The 17,279-nt window shown below is 60.5% G+C and carries 12 protein-coding genes; 1 reads left to right on the top strand and 11 read right to left on the bottom strand.

Going from position 1 to position 17,279, the window contains the following annotated elements:
* Positions 1 to 20 precede the first annotated feature (20 nt).
* The 5 genes from iolG to iolD are packed head-to-tail and all read right to left on the bottom strand — an operon-like array spanning position 21 to position 6,356.
* Complete coding sequence (gene iolG, locus ACFFT4_RS29000) at positions 21 to 1,034, bottom strand: inositol 2-dehydrogenase (protein WP_378052610.1); 1,014 nt, start codon at positions 1,032 to 1,034, stop codon at positions 21 to 23.
* Between the two features lie 43 nt (positions 1,035 to 1,077).
* Positions 1,078 to 2,523, bottom strand: coding sequence for a CoA-acylating methylmalonate-semialdehyde dehydrogenase (locus ACFFT4_RS28995; protein ID WP_378052609.1), 1,446 nt, complete (start codon positions 2,521 to 2,523; stop codon positions 1,078 to 1,080).
* A gap of 30 nt (positions 2,524 to 2,553) precedes the next feature.
* Positions 2,554 to 3,564 carry a 5-dehydro-2-deoxygluconokinase gene (gene iolC / locus ACFFT4_RS28990; protein ID WP_378052608.1) on the bottom strand — a complete coding sequence of 337 codons (1,011 nt, stop codon included), beginning with the start codon at positions 3,562 to 3,564 and terminating at the stop codon, positions 2,554 to 2,556.
* Position 3,565: 1 nt separating this feature from the next.
* Complete coding sequence (iolE, locus tag ACFFT4_RS28985; protein ID WP_378052607.1) at positions 3,566 to 4,477, bottom strand: myo-inosose-2 dehydratase; 912 nt, start codon at positions 4,475 to 4,477, stop codon at positions 3,566 to 3,568.
* Between the two features lie 13 nt (positions 4,478 to 4,490).
* The gene (iolD, locus tag ACFFT4_RS28980) at positions 4,491 to 6,356 is read right to left on the bottom strand and encodes a 3D-(3,5/4)-trihydroxycyclohexane-1,2-dione acylhydrolase (decyclizing) (protein WP_378052605.1); all 1,866 of its coding nucleotides are present in this window, start codon (positions 6,354 to 6,356) and stop codon (positions 4,491 to 4,493) included.
* Between the two features lie 156 nt (positions 6,357 to 6,512).
* Here iolD and ACFFT4_RS28975 point away from each other — a divergent pair, with 156 nt between their 5' ends.
* Positions 6,513 to 7,196 (top strand): hypothetical protein, encoded by a 684-nt coding sequence (locus ACFFT4_RS28975; protein ID WP_378052604.1) that lies wholly within the window; start codon positions 6,513 to 6,515, stop codon positions 7,194 to 7,196.
* Positions 7,197 to 7,254: 58 nt separating this feature from the next.
* On the opposite strand, the gene ACFFT4_RS28970 is transcribed toward ACFFT4_RS28975, so the two are convergent.
* From ACFFT4_RS28970 to ACFFT4_RS28945, 6 genes are all read right to left on the bottom strand, one after another.
* Entirely contained in the window at positions 7,255 to 8,865 is a 1,611-nt protein-coding gene (locus tag ACFFT4_RS28970) for an extracellular solute-binding protein (protein WP_378052603.1), read from the bottom strand.
* Positions 8,866 to 8,968: 103 nt separating this feature from the next.
* Entirely contained in the window at positions 8,969 to 9,862 is an 894-nt protein-coding gene (locus tag ACFFT4_RS28965; protein WP_378052602.1) for a carbohydrate ABC transporter permease, read from the bottom strand.
* Positions 9,863 to 9,875: 13 nt separating this feature from the next.
* Positions 9,876 to 10,829 (bottom strand): ABC transporter permease, encoded by a 954-nt coding sequence (locus ACFFT4_RS28960; RefSeq protein ID WP_378052600.1) that lies wholly within the window; start codon positions 10,827 to 10,829, stop codon positions 9,876 to 9,878.
* Positions 10,830 to 11,061: 232 nt separating this feature from the next.
* Positions 11,062 to 13,386 carry a helix-turn-helix domain-containing protein gene (locus ACFFT4_RS28955; RefSeq protein ID WP_378052599.1) on the bottom strand — a complete coding sequence of 775 codons (2,325 nt, stop codon included), beginning with the start codon at positions 13,384 to 13,386 and terminating at the stop codon, positions 11,062 to 11,064.
* A 116-nt stretch (positions 13,387 to 13,502) separates the two neighbouring features.
* Positions 13,503 to 14,969: a sulfatase family protein gene (locus ACFFT4_RS28950; protein WP_378052598.1), complete on the bottom strand. Its 1,467-nt coding sequence runs from the start codon at positions 14,967 to 14,969 to the stop codon at positions 13,503 to 13,505.
* A gap of 240 nt (positions 14,970 to 15,209) precedes the next feature.
* Positions 15,210 to 17,252 (bottom strand): endo-alpha-N-acetylgalactosaminidase family protein, encoded by a 2,043-nt coding sequence (locus tag ACFFT4_RS28945; RefSeq protein WP_378052597.1) that lies wholly within the window; start codon positions 17,250 to 17,252, stop codon positions 15,210 to 15,212.
* Positions 17,253 to 17,279 lie beyond the last annotated feature (27 nt).

Raw genomic sequence — 17,279 nt, 5'->3', positions numbered from 1 at the left:
GCGTCGTCTCCACCTTTCTCCTATTCGATCTCCGACAGCTTCACCGGCCGATTTCTCTGCAGGGACAGCTTCGCGGCCAGCGCGATCTTTTCCGCAGCGGCTCCGTCCCGGCCATCTACCGGCAACTCGTCGCCCCGAACGAGACAATCGACGAACCGTTCGATCTCGTCGCGATACGCCGCTTCGTAGCGCTCCAGGAAGAAATACAGCGGCTTGTCGCTCCAAACCCCCTGCTCCGTGCTGAGCACGGCCGTATTCGGGTGATCGTTCGCCGTCGCCGCGGAACCTTTGGAGCCGAACACCTCGGCTCGTTGGTCGTACCCGTAGGACGCCTTGCGGCTGCAATCGATGACCCCGAAGGCGCCTCCGGCAAAACGCAGCGTCACGATCGCCGTATCCACGTCGCCGTGCTTGCCGAATACCGGATCAATCAGCACGCCGCCTTGGGCGTACACTTCCTCCACCTCAAGGCCGGACAAATAGCGGGCCATGTCGAAATCGTGGATCATCATATCCATGAACATGCCGCCCGAGCTGCCAATGTACTCCTCCGACGGCGGCGCGGGATCGCGGGAGGTGATTTTGACGAGCTGCACGTCCCCGATCGCCCCCGCGTTCACATGCTCGCGAACGCGCCGATAGTTATGATCGAATCTGCGGTTAAAGCCGACCTGCAGCTTCACTCCGGCCAGCTTGACCGCTTCGAGCGCTTCCTCCGTCTGCCGGATGTCCATGCTGATCGGCTTCTCGCAGAAAATATGCTTGCCCTGACCCGCGGCCTGCTTGATCAGCGGTACGTGCGTATCCGTCGAGGAGCAGATGAAGACGGCGTCGATGCTCGGATCGCCGATAATGTCGTCGCTGTTGCGCGTAACGACGGGAATGCCTCGCTGCTTCGCCCATTCGTTCAATTCGTCGCCGGCGAACAGGTCGCCGATCGCCGCGATTTCCGCCTGCGGATGTCTCAGGAGATTGTCGGCATGGATTTTGCCGATTCTGCCCGCTCCGATGATGCCGATTCTGATCTTCTTCATGTTCGTCTGCCATCCTTCTTGTCCGCGTCGCGGCTCGTCTGACCTACCAACGGGCGGTCACCATTTTTTTGCGGGTGTAAAATTCGACTCCGTCCGTGCCGTTGGCGTGGAGATCGCCGTAAAACGATTTCTTCCAGCCGGAGAACGGGAAAAACGCCATCGGCGCCGGAACGCCCAGATTGATGCCGAGCATGCCCGCATCGATCGTCTCGCGGAACTGCCGCACGCTGCTGCCGCTGTCCGTGAACAGGCAAGCGCCGTTGGCGAATTCCGAACGGTTGGCGATCCCGATCGCTTCCTCCAGCGTATCCGCGCGCATCACCGACAGTACCGGAGCGAAAATTTCGTCCTTCCAAATTTTCATCTCGCTGCCGACCTGATCGAAAATCGTCGGTCCGACAAAATAGCCGTCGCCCTGCGCCGCGGCGTCGCCGCGTCCGTCCCGCACGAGCACGCCGCCCTCCGCTTCGCCGGAAGCGATGTAGCCGAGCGTGCGCTCCTTGTGGGAGGCGCGTATGACGGGACCGAGGAACGTGCCTTCCTGCAAGCCGTTGCCGATCTTAAGGGCGTCGGCGGCCGCGGTCAGCCGCTTCACCAATTCGTCGCCGATGCCGCCGACGGCGATGACGACAGCGCAGGCCATGCACCGCTCGCCCGCCGAGCCGAACGCCGCGCTGATGATTTCCTTGACCGTCAGGTCGAGGTTGGCGTCGGGCAGGACGATCGAGTGGTTTTTAGCGCCGGCCAGCGCCTGGACGCGTTTGCCGTGAGCCGTGCCGGTCTTGTAGACGTATTCGGCGACCGGCTGCGAGCCCACGAACGAAATCGCCTGAATGCCCGGATGCGCCAGCAGCCCATTAACGACGTCGCGTCCGCCGTGAACGACGTTCAGCACGCCCGCCGGCAAGCCGGCTTCATGGAACAGCTCTGCCAGCCGGTTGGCCAGCAGCGGGGTGCGCTCCGACGGCTTCAGCACGAACGCGTTGCCGCAGGCGATCGCCAGCGGGAACATCCAGCAAGGGACCATCATCGGAAAATTAAACGGCGTAATCCCGCCGACGACGCCGATCGGATACCGGTACATGCCGGATTCCAGATTCGACGCGATGTCGGGAAGCTGCTTGCCCATCATCAGCGACGGGGCGCCCGCGGCGAATTCGACGCATTCGATGCCGCGCTGCACTTCCCCGTACGCTTCGGCGTAGCTTTTGCCGTTCTCCTGCGTAATGAGCCGTGCCAGCTCCTCCCAATGCGCGACGAGCAGCTGCTGGTACTTGAACAAAATCCGCGCCCGGCGCGGCACCGGCGTCCGGCTCCACGTAGCGAATGCCTGCCTGGCGGCGCTCACCGCCGCGTCGACATCCGTTTCTCCGGACAGCGGAACGCGGGCCAGCACCTCCTCCGTTGCCGGATTGAATACTTCTTCGTAATTCGTGGCACCCGATTCCACCCATTGTCCTGCGATCCAATTTTTAAGCGTTGCGGTCATCGTGTTCCCTCTTTTCCGTTAGTTGCGCGCTCAGCCCGCCGTAATCTCGCCGCGGCCGCAGCGTTCGATATAGTCCGTCACCTGCGCGGCGGTCGGCATCGCGTCCGAGCAGCTGTGGCTCGAAATGACAATGCTGGCCGCGGCGCTGCCGAATTCCATGCTTTTGCCGATCGTCCAGCCCGACATAAGTCCGTGAATGAATCCGGCGGCGTAAGAGTCGCCCGCGCCGAACGTCTTGATGACCTTGGCCGGGAACGACCGCGCCCGATGCTCCTGCCCGTCCACGCTGTACGCGATCGAGCCTTCCTTGCCGTGCTTGATAATGACGATGCCGGCGGCATAGCCGAACCACTTGGAGGCGGTAATCCGGTCGTCATGCCCCGGGTTGGCCTCGAACTTCTCCATGCAGTCGAACTCTTCGCGCGTGCCTACAATAATGTCGCTCTTCTCCGCGACCAGATTGTAGTACGCCGCCGTTTCTTCCTCCGACTGCCACGTGTACGGACGATAATCGAGATCGAAAACAACCTTCGTGCCGTGCCTGCGAGCATAATCGACGGCGAGCAGCACCGCCTCGCGCGACGGGCTGGCCGCCAGCGCCGTCCCCGAGACAAGCAGCGCCTTGCTGTCCGCGATCAGCGACGCGTCGACCTCGGAAGGGCTGAGCTTCAAATCCGCGACGTTATCCCGGTACATCAGGATGCTGCATTCCGTCGGGCTCTTGATCTCCGTAAAAGCAAGCCCGGTCACCGCGCCCGTCGTATCGGTCACGACGTTTCGCGTCTCGATGCCTTCCTTGTCCAGGTAGCCGCGAATGAAACGTCCCATCTGGTCGTCGGCAATTTTGCCGATAAACGCCGTCTTGCGCCCCAAGCGGCTGACGCCGATCGCGATGTTGGCGGGAGAGCCGCCCACGTATTTCGTGAACGTCATCGTCTGCTCCATCGGACGGTTGATCTCATTGGCGTTCAAGTCGATGCACAGCCGGCCGATCGCCGTCAAATCGAACTTCCTGCCTTCGGTAAAAACAACGCTCGTCATCTCATTCGCCCTCCTTCGCCGGAAGCAAAGAGGTCAAGTAGGCAATTGCCCGGGCCGCATACTCGCGCGCCGGGTGCTCCGCCGGGTCCTGCTCGCCCTCGAGCAGCGCCCAGCCGTCATAGCCTCGGGCGACCAGTTCGCCGATAATCGGACGAAAATCGATATTCCCGTCTCCGGGAACGGTGAACACGCCGCGCCGGATGCAGGTGACAAAGTCAACTTTGTCCGCCCTGGCCTGCTCCAGCCTTGATACGCGCACGTCCTTCAAATGAACGTAAGCGATCCGGTCGTAATGCTTGCGCAGCAGCGCCAGCGGGTCCGACCCGCCGTACAGCGCATGGCCGGTATCGTACAGCAGGAACACCGCCTCCGGGTCCGTCTCCGCCATCAGCCGGTCGATCTCCTCCGGCCCCTCGATCGCCGTGCCCCCGTGATGGTGATACGTCAGCTTAAGCCCGTATTCCCGGGCGATGCGTCCGGCGGCGTTCAGCCCTTCGGCGAGCGAAGCCCAGCCGGCATCGTCGAGCGGGATGACCTCGCTCTCATTCGGCGTGCGCCGCGGATCGAAATGCAAGGAGCCTCCGACCTCGCACGTGCTGATCACCCGGCTGCCCATCTCCTGCAGAAACTTCGCATGCTCGCGGAACGCCGCCAGCTCGCTCTCCCGGTAAGCCGGATCGGAGAACAGCACCGATTTCCACTGCGAGACCAGCTGAATGTTCCGCTGCGCCAGTTCCTTTTTCAACAATTCGATATCGGTCGGGAACTTGCGGCCCATCTCGGTCCCGGTCAAGCCGAGCGCCTGAATGTCGTCTAAAATTTGCTCGTAAGTCGTCGCATCGCCGTGCTCTTTTACGTCTTCTCCGACCCAGTTGATCGGATGAATGCCCAAGCGAAAAGGAAATGAAGCCATCCGCCAAACCCTCCTAGTAAGCTCTCGCCCGCGATTTTTGCTTGTTCATTTCCTCGTGCGCATGCACGACCTTCGGGCTTGCGGACACCTCCGGAACGCCGACGTTCCACCAGGATTCGTAGCCGTCCGTATTCGTGCCCGGCAGGACGGAAATTTCGATCAGCGTCGTTCTCGTCTCCTGCTTTGCCTGCCGCAGCGCCTCGCGAAGCTCCTCGGCGGAGCCGGCTTTGTAAGCGGCGGCGCCCAGACTGCGGGCGTGGGCCGCGAAGTCGATCGGCATCGGCGCGCCGGTATAGCGGCCGGTCGACGGCTCGCGATAGCGGAATTCATTGCCGAAGCCGTCGCTGCCGTGGCCCCGCTGCAAATTGTGAATGCACTGGAAGCCGTGGTTGTCGAACAGCAGCACCGTCAGCTTGCGGCCTTCCTGCAGGCTAGTCACCAGCTCGGAATGCAGCATCAGATAGCTGCCGTCGCCGACGAGCGCGTATACGTCGCGGTTGGGCTCGGCCAGCGCGACGCCGAACGCGCCGCTCACCTCGTACCCCATGCACGAAAATCCGTATTCCATATGGTAGCCGCGCGAACTGCCCGGGCGCCACAGGCGCTGCAAATCTCCCGGCAAGCTGCCCGCCGCGCAGACGATGACGGCCTCGCCGCCGATCGTCTCGTTGACGACGCCGAGCGCCCTCGTCTGGGCGAGACCGTCCTCCCGCTCGATCGCGTACAGCCGGTCGATTTCGCCGTTCCACTCGTCCCTGATCCGCGCCAGCTCTCCGTCGGCATATTGGGCCGCGTAGCCCGTTTCCTCCAGCGCCTCGCCGAGCAGCCGGATCGCCAGCTTCGCGTCCCCGATCAGCGCCGCGCCGTCCAGCTTGACGGCGTCCATCCGATTGACGTTCACGTTCAGGAAGCTCGCCTCAGGATTGGCGAAGGCCGACTTGGACGCGGTCGTGAAATCGGAATAACGGGTTCCGATACCGATGATCAGGTCCGCTTCCTTGGCCAGCTTGTTGGCGGCAAGTCCGCCCGTTACGCCGATCCCGCCGACGGACAGCGGATGGCTCCACGGCAGCGAGCCTTTGCCCGCCTGCGTCTCCGCGACCGGGATGCCGAATTTCTCGGCGAACGCGGCCAGCTGCTCCGTCGCGCCGGAATATTGCACGCCCCCGCCGGCGACGATCAGCGGCCGGCGCTTCGAACGAACGAGCTCGGCGGCTTTGGCCAGCGCGCTCGCGGCCGGCTGCTGCCGCTCCAGCTCGTATACGCGCTTCTCGAAGAAAGAGAGCGGGTAATCGTACGCCTCCGTCTGCACGTCCTGGGGCAGTGCGAGCGTCACCGTGCCGGTCTCGGCCGGATCGGTCAGCACCCGCATGGCGTTCAGCGCTGCGGTCATCAACTGCTCGGGACGAACGATCCGGTCCCAGTATTTGCTGACCGGCTTAAAGCAGTCCGTCGCCGAGACCGTATAATCGTGGCTCGCCTCCAATTGCTGCAGCACAGGGTCCGGCTGCCGGGAAGCGAAATTGTCCCCGGGCAGCAAGAGCAGCGGAATACGATTAACCGTCGCCGTCCCCGCCGCGGTCACCATGTTCAATGCGCCCGGCCCGATTGAAGAGGTGCAGGCGTAAATTTTCCTGCGCAGCGACTGCCTCGCGTATGCAGCGGCCGCATGCGCCATTCCCTGCTCGTTCTTGCCCTGCACGTACGTCAGACTGCCCGGGCTGCGTTCCAGCGCCTCGCCGATGCCCGTCACGTTGCCGTGACCGAATATGCCCATAATGCCGGTAACGAACTTCGTCTCTGCTCCGTCCACGGAGACGTACTGCTGATCCAGAAATTTGACGAGCGCCTGGGCCATCGTCAAGCGGATCGTACTCATGGCATTCTCTCCCCATCTGTCGAGTTAAGCGCTTATAATGGCTACGCTTTAATAAATTCGTTTAGTACTGTATAATATTAAGTAAAGCGCTTAATGTAATGATACATAGAAGTGCGAATCAAATCAATCCTGAATTTTGCCTGGAGGTTTCGGAAAATGAGCCAAACCGAGCTTTTCCCGCACTGGGACACGGTGCAGCGCGTCGCGCCGATTTTGTACATGGACCGTCTGGAACCGTTCAAGCCGATTCGCGTCGGCGTCACCGTATTCGAAGCGACCGCCCCTTCCCCGTCGTTCGACCGCACAGTCGGGGTCGATCCGCAGCGCGTCCGCCTCGCCATCGAGTACGCCATTTACTGGGACTACGACATTCAGCACCTGTACGAGCTGGAGCATGTGTGGATTTACGTCGGCCATGACGACCGGATCGTCGGCTGCGAAGGCAGCTTCCACGGCCGATATTTGGTCGGCCTGCTGCGGGACCGCAGCAACGTGACGGAAGACGGACGCGTCAAGCTGTACTCCCAGCCGGGCAAACACGCCATGTCTCCGTTGGAGGAAGTATTCCGCCTGCTGCCGAACGTGGAAACGTGCTGCATGGAAGAGGCGGGCAAGGAAGGGCTGCTCGAGCCCGACATGTTCCGCGGAGAATTCAAGAGAGGCCAGCGCGACGACGAACTGTCCGAACGCCATCTGCGCACCTTTGCCTTCCGCCCAAGCTTCGACTACGTGCCGCACGAATGGACGACGCCCGACATTTTCGTCCCCTGGAGCGCGCTTCGCCGAGAAATTCCGGAGCGTATGAGGGCTCTTTTGGCTTCTCTAGACTCTAATCTCTAGCCCTCGATAGAAAAACAAGGAACGCGGCAGCGCCGGTTCCTTGTTTTTTTCCCCAATCTTATTGACCCGCCAGCCCCAATTGCTCGGTAAGGATCTGCTCCGCTTCCTTGATTCCGATCCGATCGAGCTGGCGCACGTACTCGTCCCACTTGTCGAACGATTCGTTGCCGAGCACGAACTTGGCGCGCATCTCTTTCACATAGGTGCCCAGGTCCTTCATGATCTGCGTGTACCGTTCCGATAAGGCCGGGTCCATCATCGGCTCGCTGTAGCGATTCGCGGGCAGATAGTCGCGCACCTTCTCGATATAGCCCGACATCGGCGTACCCTCCATCGTCGGCCGGATATGCTTCTCCTGATAATAGCCCAGCTCGCCTCCGCCCGGGAACATCGTCCACTTGCCCATCTCGTTCTCGAAGCCGTTCGAGGATTCGAGAATCTCTTTGCGGTACGCCATCGTGCCGTCCGCCTGCTTGTCGTACGTCTCCCCTTCCTTGCCCAAGTACATCAGCGTTGCGCCTTCGTCCGTATAGAAATAGTCCGCCCACCGCATGCTCGCTTCCGGATACTTGTTGTTTTTCGTCATCACGAACGCGATGGTCGACGCCTTAAAGTTCAGAAACGGCCACAGCTGGTCGCCGGAAGGCCCTTTGATCGGCGTAATCGCATCGTAATCCTGCGCATATTCGCCCGCATTGCGCGGCTGGTAGAGCGGGGTGTAGCCGATGCGGCCGTCGGCCAGCTTGCCGAAGTACAGCTTGTCATCCTGCGTGAAAATTTCCGGATCTACGAGACCTTCGTCGTAGAGCTGCTTGAAATAGTGCAGCGCGTCGCGGAATCGGTCGTCGTCGGCCCACAGGTTCACCTTGCCGTCCTCGACGTTCGCCCCGAAGCCGACCCCGCCGACAATGTCCTGATCGAGTCCGAACATGCCCTGAATGCCGATCATCGCCATATCGATCGTATGCGCATTGTACGGAATTTCGTCCGGCTGGCCGTTGCCGTTCGGGTCTCCGCTCTTGAAGGCGCGCAGCACGTCGAGCAGCTCGTCCGAAGTCGTCGGAGCCGACAGCTTCAGCTTGTCCAGCCATTTGACGTTGATCAGCGGATAGCGGCCGACGTTGCGGGCGTCGTAATCGTATACCGTCGGCAGGAAGTAAATATGCCCATCCGGAGATGTGATCGCTTGGCGCACCTCCGGGTTGGCGTCCAGAATCGCTGTGACGTTGGGCGCGTAATCCAAATATTCGTCCAGCGGCAGCAGCTGGCCCTGCGCCGCGAAGCTGGAGATTTGCTGCTTGGAGGCATTCGACTTCAAAATGACATCGGGCATATCGTTCGAGGACATGAGCAGGTTCAGACGCTCTCCGGCCGCCGTAATGGCGGGCGAGTCCCACTGTATGCGAATGTTTGTCTTCGCTTCCATTTCTTTGAACAAGTACATTTCCTCGTAAGGCTTAAGCTGCGGATCCAGCCGGGAAAATACTTTTAACGCAATCGGCTCCTCCACAATCGGGAACCCGGATGAAACCGGGGCTTTGCTTGCGCTGCCCGAAGCGTTCGCCGCTCCCCCTTCTTCGTTCGACTTGCCGCCGCTGCAGCCGGCTAACGCCGCGGCTGCCACCGCAAGCGCAAGCGACGCGTCGCGCGCCCTTTTCCATGTACTCATCTTGCATGACCTCCTTCAATTTATCATATCAGGAACGAAATCGTTCCGGATATCCCCGTCTTCCATTCGCCCGCAGTCCGCCGGACCTCTCGGCTTATTCGGCCTAGCCCTTGACGGCGCCGATCATCACGCCCTGGACGAAAAACCGCTGCACGAACGGGTACAGCACGAACACCGGCAGACTCGCCGCGATAATGACCGCGTATTTGATCGTCTCGGACTGCAGCAGCCGCTCCGTCGCGCCGGCGTCGGCGGACATCATGCCGGCCGTCTGCGATTGGATCAAAATTTCGCGCAGCACAAGCTGCAGCGTAAACTTGTCGCGGTCGGACAAGTAAATCATGGCGTTAAAGTACGAATTCCAGTGCTCGACCGTATAAAACAGAAACATCACGGCCAGAATCGGCATCGACAAGGGCAATACGATGCGATAGAGCATGCCGATGTTGGTGCAGCCGTCCACATGGGCCGCCTCGTACAGCTCGCCGGGAATCGTCGATTGAAAAAAGGTGCGCATCACGATCAGGTTGTACGTATTGATCGCCGTCGGCAGGATGAGCGCCCACATCGTGTTGTCGAGCGCCAGCGATTTGACGACGAGATACGTCGGCACGAGCCCGCCGCTGAAGAACATCGTGAACACAAAGATCAGCATGAGCGGGCCGCGTCCCTTCAGATCGCGGCGAGCCAGCGGATAAGCGGCCAGCGTCGTCATGATCAGGTTGACGGTTACGCCGATGACCGTGTACACAATGGAGTTCAGGTAGCCGCGCCAGAGCTGCCCGTGCTCCAGCACCTTCGCATAGGCGTCAAGGCGAAAGCCTTGGGGAAGCAGCGTGATTTTCCCGGCGAGCACCTTCATCGGATCGCTGAACGAAGCGCTGACGGCAAAGAGCAGCGGATAGCTGACGATGACGAGGATGACGGTCAGCAAGCTGTAGTTGATGATGTCGAAGCCCAGATCGGATCTCGATCGAGGCAGATTGGCCGTTGACAAGCGCAGCCCCTCCTTACCACAGACTGTTTTCGCTCATTCTGCGCGCCAAATAATTGGCGAGAATGAGGATGGCAAAATTGCAGACGGAATTGAACAGCCCGACCGCCGCCGCATAGCTGAATTGGCCTTCCAGCAAGCCGCTCCGGTATAAATAAGTCGAAATCACGTCGGAGGCGGACAGGTTGGCGTCGTTTTGCATCAGCAATATTTTCTCGAAGCCGACGTTCAGCAGTTGGCCGACGCGAAGAATGAGCAGCACGATTACCGTAGACATAATGCCGGGAATGGATACGTGAATAATGCGCTTCCATTTGCCCGCGCCGTCGACGATCGCCGCCTCGTACAGCTCCGGGCTAATACCGGCCAGCGCCGCCAAATAAATGATCGCGTTCCAGCCCATGTGCTCCCAGACGTTGCTCATGACGAACAGCGTTTTGAACCAGCTCGACTCCATCATGAAGGCGATCGGCGTCCCGCCGAGCAGCTCGATCAGCCGGTTGACGACGCCGGAGTTGAGCGACGTGAACGAAACCATCATGCCGACCACGACGACGACGGACAGAAAATGGGGCATATAGGTTGCGTTCTGAACGAGCTTGCGGAACCACCGGTGACGAACTTCGTTGATCATGATCGCCAGCAGAATCGGCGTGAAGAAGCCGACGGCCAGCGCGTACAGACTGATGACGACCGTATTGGTCAAAATGGTCGTGAAATTGTAATACGAGAAAAACCTCTCAAAATGGGTAAAGCCGATCCACGGACTCCCGGAAATGCCAAGCGTGGCGTTAAACTGCTTAAAGGCGATTTGCACGCCGTACATCGGGACGTAATGAAACGCGATGTAATAAACCAGCGGCGGCAGCAGCAGCAAATATAATTGATAGTTGCGCGTATACGGCTTCCATCGGCTGCCCTGCGCCCCGATCCGCCGGGACTTGCTCGCGCCGGTTAACGGAACGTTCATTCGCAGACTCCTTTCGGTGAGGGATTCGTTCGGTGAGTCCGACTATACGCCAGGCTCCCGGGCAGTGTATAGAAGCGGTTCTTGACGGAGTGTGCGATTTAGGTGATAACGCTTACAAACAACGATATGCCATTGCCTTCGCGCTGTGCCGTTAAGGTGGTCTATCCCCTTGAGGCCGCATAATAAAAGGGACGGCAGCCGGCGCATCGTCGACTGTCGTCCCTTAATCGTACTACTGCGGCTTGCCGTCCATGTCCGCCCGCCTCGTCTGCTCCGTCTGCTCCGCCTCTGCATAAAGCTTGCGGTATTGTCCCGGAGTGACGCCCTCGATCGCCTTGAACTTGCGGACGAAGCTGGACAGATCCGCGTAGCCGGAGCTCTCGACGATTTCCTTGATCGGCTTGTCCGACTCCACCAGCTGGCGCTTGATTTCGGTCATGCGCAGGTTCGTCACGTATTCGCTGAATGTCGTCCCGATCTGCTCCTTAAAAAATTTGCTCAAGTACGACGGAGTGACGCGCACCTGATCGGCTACCCCTTCTAGGGAAAACATCGGGTCCATGCTTCGCTCGTGCACGATTTTCAGCATTTTGCCCAGCAGCTCCGAGTTGCGGCTCGCCTTGAGCCCGTCGACGTAGCCGCACACCTTCACCGTCAAATCCGCAAGCCGAGTCTTGAGCTGATCGATCGTAGCGAAGCTCATCAGACTGTTGATCTGCTCGGCGAACGCCGTGCGATGAATTTCCTGCGCCGTCTTGGCCGTGCTGTTGATAATATCGAAGCAAATATAGCGGAGCATCAGCAGGGAGGTTGCCTGGGAAGCGATCCGTCCGACGATGGCCTCCGCATTTTCAAGCGCCAGCGTCTGGTTCCCCTGCTTCAGGCTTTGCGTAAACAAAATCTGCTCGTCGACCGGATACCAGAACTCCTTCGTCTCCCCTTCTACGATTTCTTCGAAGCGGCACAGCCGCAGCTCCTTTTTGAGCCGGACATACGCCAGAGCGGCCGACGCCTCCGCATAGGAGCGATGAAGGCGGTCAATCGTTGCGCACGGCTCGCCTATGCCGACATAAGGCTCCGTCTCGGCCGCTTTCCGCGCCGTCTCGCGGATGGTTTCGCCGATACGCAGCAGCTTTTCCCTGCCGTCGGCAGGGTCTCCCTCCTCCTCTTCCACGATGACGGCCAGCGCGTCCTCATCCGGCGCCTCCACAACGTACAGCTTATATCCGGGGACCGCAAGCGGTTTCAACGCAGAGTAGATGCGTCCCAGTCGGCTCCATCCGTCCGCCTGCGGCTCAATGGCGACAGCCAGCACCCGGTAGGCATGGCCGACGAACTGCAGCTCGGCCGCTCGCGTCAGCTCCTCGTGCTCCGTTTCGTCGCGCACTTTGCCTGACAGCAGCCGGACAAACAGCTGCTCCCGCAGCCAGTCCCGCTGCGACAGCACCTTCTCGCGCAGCGCGCGATAGCTCTCAAGCGCGCTGTAGGCCGTATGGCCGATCAGCTCAAGCTCGTTCTCCCGTCCCGTGCGGTTGTCCGGCGGCGCGGGCGGTTCGATGCTCTCGCTTTGCAGCAGCCGAATCCACTTCTTGAAGGGCCGGTAATGGTTCGAGGCGAAGAACACCGCCGTCCCCGCTCCCAGCAAAGCGACGATGCAAATAATGATCAAAATCAGCGTGCGGGTTTCGCTGACGCGTCCGAGAAATTCGCGGGTCGGAATGATCGTCATAAACTGCCAATCGCTCGTCTCCGAGCGGACGGTAACGACGGAGAAGCTTTCTCCGGCCGAGTTCAGTCGATACACGCTCGGTTCGCCATAATCGGCGGACAGCGCCTCTTCCCGCACGGAGATCGTCTTGTCGCCGCGCCGCATGCCCGCCAGCATTCGACCTTCCTCGTCCAGCATGTACGCTTCTCCGTGAAAATCGCCAAGCACGTCTCCCATGAGGCCGTACAGCATTTTCTGCTCAATCGTGAAAATGACCGCCCCATACGTTTTCTGCGGACTCGTCGATAAAGGATACATGTAGCCAAGCACGCGAGGCGGCTCCAAGGCGTCGGACTGACTGTCGATGAGCACCTTGACGGTAGGGCGGGTCAGCCGATTGACCTCCTCGAAAAAACGCTCGCGGTTCCATTCCTCGTTCGTATAAAAATAAGAATGGAAGGACGAGCGCGAAAATTTGCCGGCCGAGGAATAGATCGAGTCGTCGCCCTGGAACGTCAGGAAGAGATGGTCGATCAGCATGCTGTTCGCCTTGTATTTGCGCAGTTCCTCGACCGCTTCGATCGCTTCGTATTCGCCCTTGCCGAGATAGAAGCGGCTGAGCCGATTGTCCTGGCTGATGCGGAACGCGAGATGGCTGAGCTCCTGCATCCGCTGGTCCACGATGTTTTTCACCTGCGTCAGCTTGCCGATGTTGGCGTTCTCCACCTCATGCCTTAAGCTCGCAATCGACTTCTGGTAGAACACCGTGCCCAGAATGAGCAGCGGGACCGCCGTAATGAGCAAATAAGACAGCAAATACCGATAAAACAAGCTTCTCTTAATCTGCATGCGCACCGGACTCCCCCCCCCTTTGCTCCGTCTCGAATGGCCAGCCGCTCCCGCCGGATGAAGAAGCCGCCAGCGGCCATTGCTCGCTGGCGGCAATTCTATTCGGGCTTCGCGCGTTACGCAAGCACCTTCGCCATAAAATGATTCACGATTTCGTTCCTGAGCCGGGCGAGCTCGCCGACATATTCGGGAAGCTTGATCCGGTTATCCGTCTCGCGCGGATCGGCGGCCAGATCGAACAGCTCGTCGTACTCCCTCCCCTGCTTGCGGGTCTGGACGAGCTTGTACGCCCCGTCGCTGACGGCGATGAAGCCTTCCCCTTCCGCGAACGTATAGCGATAGCCGCCATCCTCGAGCGACAGACGCAGATCGCGGCCGTCGCTCTCCCATTCGGCTTGGCCGGCTGCGCTTAAGAAGGTAGGAGCCAGATCGATGAGCTGGACGACCGAACGGGAAACGATCGAATCGCCGGCGAACGGATTCGGATTCGAGTGCGGATTCGCAGCCGGGTAACGGACGAGCAGCGGAACGTTCAGCACGTCCTCGTAGCCGCAGTCGTGCTTGCCCCAGAGATTGTGATTGCCGAGCATCTCGCCGTGGTCGGCGGTAAAGACGACCATCACATTGTCGCCGAGCTTGCGCCGGGCCGTATCGAGAATGCGTCCGACCCAATCGTCGATTTGCGCCATATTGGCGTAGTAGCTGCGGCGCAGATCGTGCCAATACGGCTCCGAGTAATGCTTGGTCGCCCCCTCCGGCGCCGAGTTCGCTCCGTCGATATTGCCGGGGCCGTGGAAGCTGCGGTAGTGAATGCGGCGCGGATCGTCGAACTCTCCATCCAGCGCGGGAAATCGCCGATCCTTGGACATATCGACCCGATCGAAATATTCGGCCGGAGCGTCGAACGGATAATGCGGGCCGCTGAACGATACCCAGGCGAACAGCGGCCGATCGTCGTCGTACGACTCGATATATTCCTCCGCCTTGCGTCCGACCCAACTGTCCGGATGCCATTCGGCCGGTCCGGGGAACGGAAACACCTTCCTTCGTTTGCCTTCGACGTCCCACGTATCGCGGCGATAGGCTTCGAGATAACCGGCCGCGTCCAGCTCCTTCGCGTAATCGTCGTAGAACCAGACCGACACCTGCTTGTCGTCCTGCAAGTCGAGATGGTCGAGTCCGAGAGACAGGTAATAATCGCGGAACGCCTCGTACGGCAGCGTGCGGTCCGCGCGGGTCTCGCCGTAAGGAACCGGACTGAAGTGGCATTTGCCGAACAGGCTCGTTCGGTAGCCGGATTCGCGCAGCCCCTGCAGCAGATTGGGCACGCCGGTTGAAAGCTCGCATTTGCGGAAGTTGCTGTACGCTCCGCTGCGGTGCGGATACCGTCCGGTCAGCATGGCGCATCGCGACGGCAGGCACCAAGGGCTGTTCGTGTAAGCCCGGTCGAAGCGGATGCCCCCGTCCGCGATAGAATCGATATGCGGCGTACTCACCGCCTGTCCGCCGTAGCAGGACAGAGCGTCCTTGCGCAGTTCGTCGGTTGTGATGAAAAGGAGATGCGGCTGGCTGGTTTTGTTCAATCGGCGTCGTCCTTTCTTCGGTTAGACTGTTTAGTGCCTACCGTAGCACGAAACCGCGCCGAAGGCGATATGCCATTTTCGTTCTGAATGGGCGATAGATGCGATTGGTACCCGGAAACGGGAATATTCTCGCAACACCACCCTCAGCATAACTCCCCCTATCGTCCAACACAAAAACAGGACCAGGACAGCATGCCAAGCATGCCCTGTCCTGGTCCTGTCCCGACCTATCGTCCTTGTCTATCCCATCCGCTCCAAAATAACCGGAACGCGAGGCTCCAACCGCAGCCGAACCGACGACAAGCCTGCCGGATACTCGCCAATCCGCTCCCGGCCCTCGCCGGACATTCGGTAGGCGGCGAACCCGCCGACGCGCCAGTCCTCGGGCAGCGTCCATTCGCGGTCCGATCCGCCTTGGCTGTAGGCGTAGATCCGATCGCCGAGCGGAACGAAGCGCTCCCCGTCCGAGGCGATCGTCACCTGGCCCCAGCGCACGGCAAGCCGTTCCTCCGCCTTGTCGATGTCCACCGTCACGCCGTCGGAGTAGCGAATGTAGATGCGCCGCCCGTCCTCGCGCCATTCCGCCATTTCCCGCTCCAGGTAGAACTGGTAGAGCATCGAGCCCAAGTAAATAATATCGACGACCTGGTCCCACTTCGATTCGAAATCGTTCGCCAGAAACTGCTCCCCGAGAAGCCTCGTCGGCTCGCCGCGGTACAGCACGTCCGAGTCGAACGACGCGCCCTTGCCCCAGGCGATCGCGTTCATGTCGACGCTGCCGCCGCCGACGATTTTGCCGTGGTACAGCAGCGACGGCGAATAGTGCCAATAAGCGCTGAACACGCCGCTGTCCTCGATCGACATGCCGTTCAGCCCTTCCGTCGACACGTCGATCCCCTTGTCGCGGAAATAGGCGAGGATCGGCTGCATCCCGCAGACGAACTCCTCCAGTGGACCGATATAGCTGCCGTCCGCCTCCCAGCTGGCGTTCGTGTTGCGGAATGCGTCGACCTGAACGGTACGCTCGACGGGCACCGCCTTCAGAAAATCGTCGATCCGGCGAAACACCTGCCCGCTCTCGACATCCTTCGTGTGACAAATATGATAAGCCCGCTGCTTGGGTGTATCCAGCCACAGCCGATCCGCTCCGTCCGGGTCGCGGCTCAGAATGGCCGGGTCCCAGTCCGGCGCGTCGACGTACGCGTCATCGAGATTAATATGGTAGCTGACGATGCAGTCGTATTCTTCCTTGGCGCGCCGCACCAGCTCCCGCAGCTCCTCCTCCGCCCGTTCCGGGTTTTCGGCAAGCTTCGGATTGACGCGGTTGAGCGAAGGATAACCCGTATCGTGTCCGTCGAACTGCCAGCCGATCAAATAAGCAATCTGCGGAACGCCGCCCGTCACGTGATGAATTTGCCGGATGATCTCCAGCGTCTCCTTAAACGTCGTCAGCACGCCGCGATCCTTTTCCGCGTTGAACACCTGGTACCAGATCGCCTTCTTGTACAGCGGGTCCGCATCCGGGAACTGCCGGTTCAGCCACAGATGATAGTCGCAATCGTCCGCTATGCCGTCGCCGTTGATGTCCTCCAGAAACACGACCGCAAGCTCCAGCGGCGCCATCGTCCGCTCCCGAACCCGGTATTGATACGTGTTGGGCGCGATGGAGAAACGGCCCCCGCGGCCGGGATAACGTTCATCCTCCGACACGCGGGTTTGCAGCGGAAGCACCGGGTAATTCGTCCGCACGAAGCCGCACAGATTTCCGTCGAACGCGCACGCATGCATCGTCGGCACCTCGGATGGATCGGGAACGGCGTCCCCGATCCGGTCCCGAACCCGCTCCCGATCGTACAAGCCTCTGCCGCCACCCGGGATCAGCCTCCAGCTTTTCTGCCGCACCTCGGTCCGGTCGAACGAGAACGAAGGATCGTCGCACGACAACAGCGGCAGGCGCCTCCAATCGAGCTTCTTCAGCGCCGCCTGCGGATCGTCCTCTACCGTCACCTTGACGGCGAGCGTCTGCTGCTCCAGCCGATATTCGACCGCGATCCGCAGCGCCAGACGCCGCAGTCCCATGCGATAGCTGACCGCCGTTCCGTCCGGGGACGGACGAGCGTCGATGTCCCACTCGTCCCATTCCAGCTCCATCCCGTTAACGGCGAGCCTGCCGTCCGGACCGCTGCCGGCCATCCGCGTTCCCGTCGGCTTGTACACATATTCCCGAACGCCCGGCCAGCCGTACAGCGCGACGGCCAGCCATTCGTTTTCCAGCGTATGCATTCCGTTTCCTCCGCTCCGTTCCTATTG

Source organism: Cohnella cellulosilytica, from assembly GCF_042431195.1.
Classification (GTDB): domain Bacteria; phylum Bacillota; class Bacilli; order Paenibacillales; family Paenibacillaceae; genus Cohnella; species Cohnella cellulosilytica.
The sequence above is the reverse complement of the archived record's forward strand: the minus strand, read 5'-3'. Positions and strand labels throughout refer to the sequence as shown.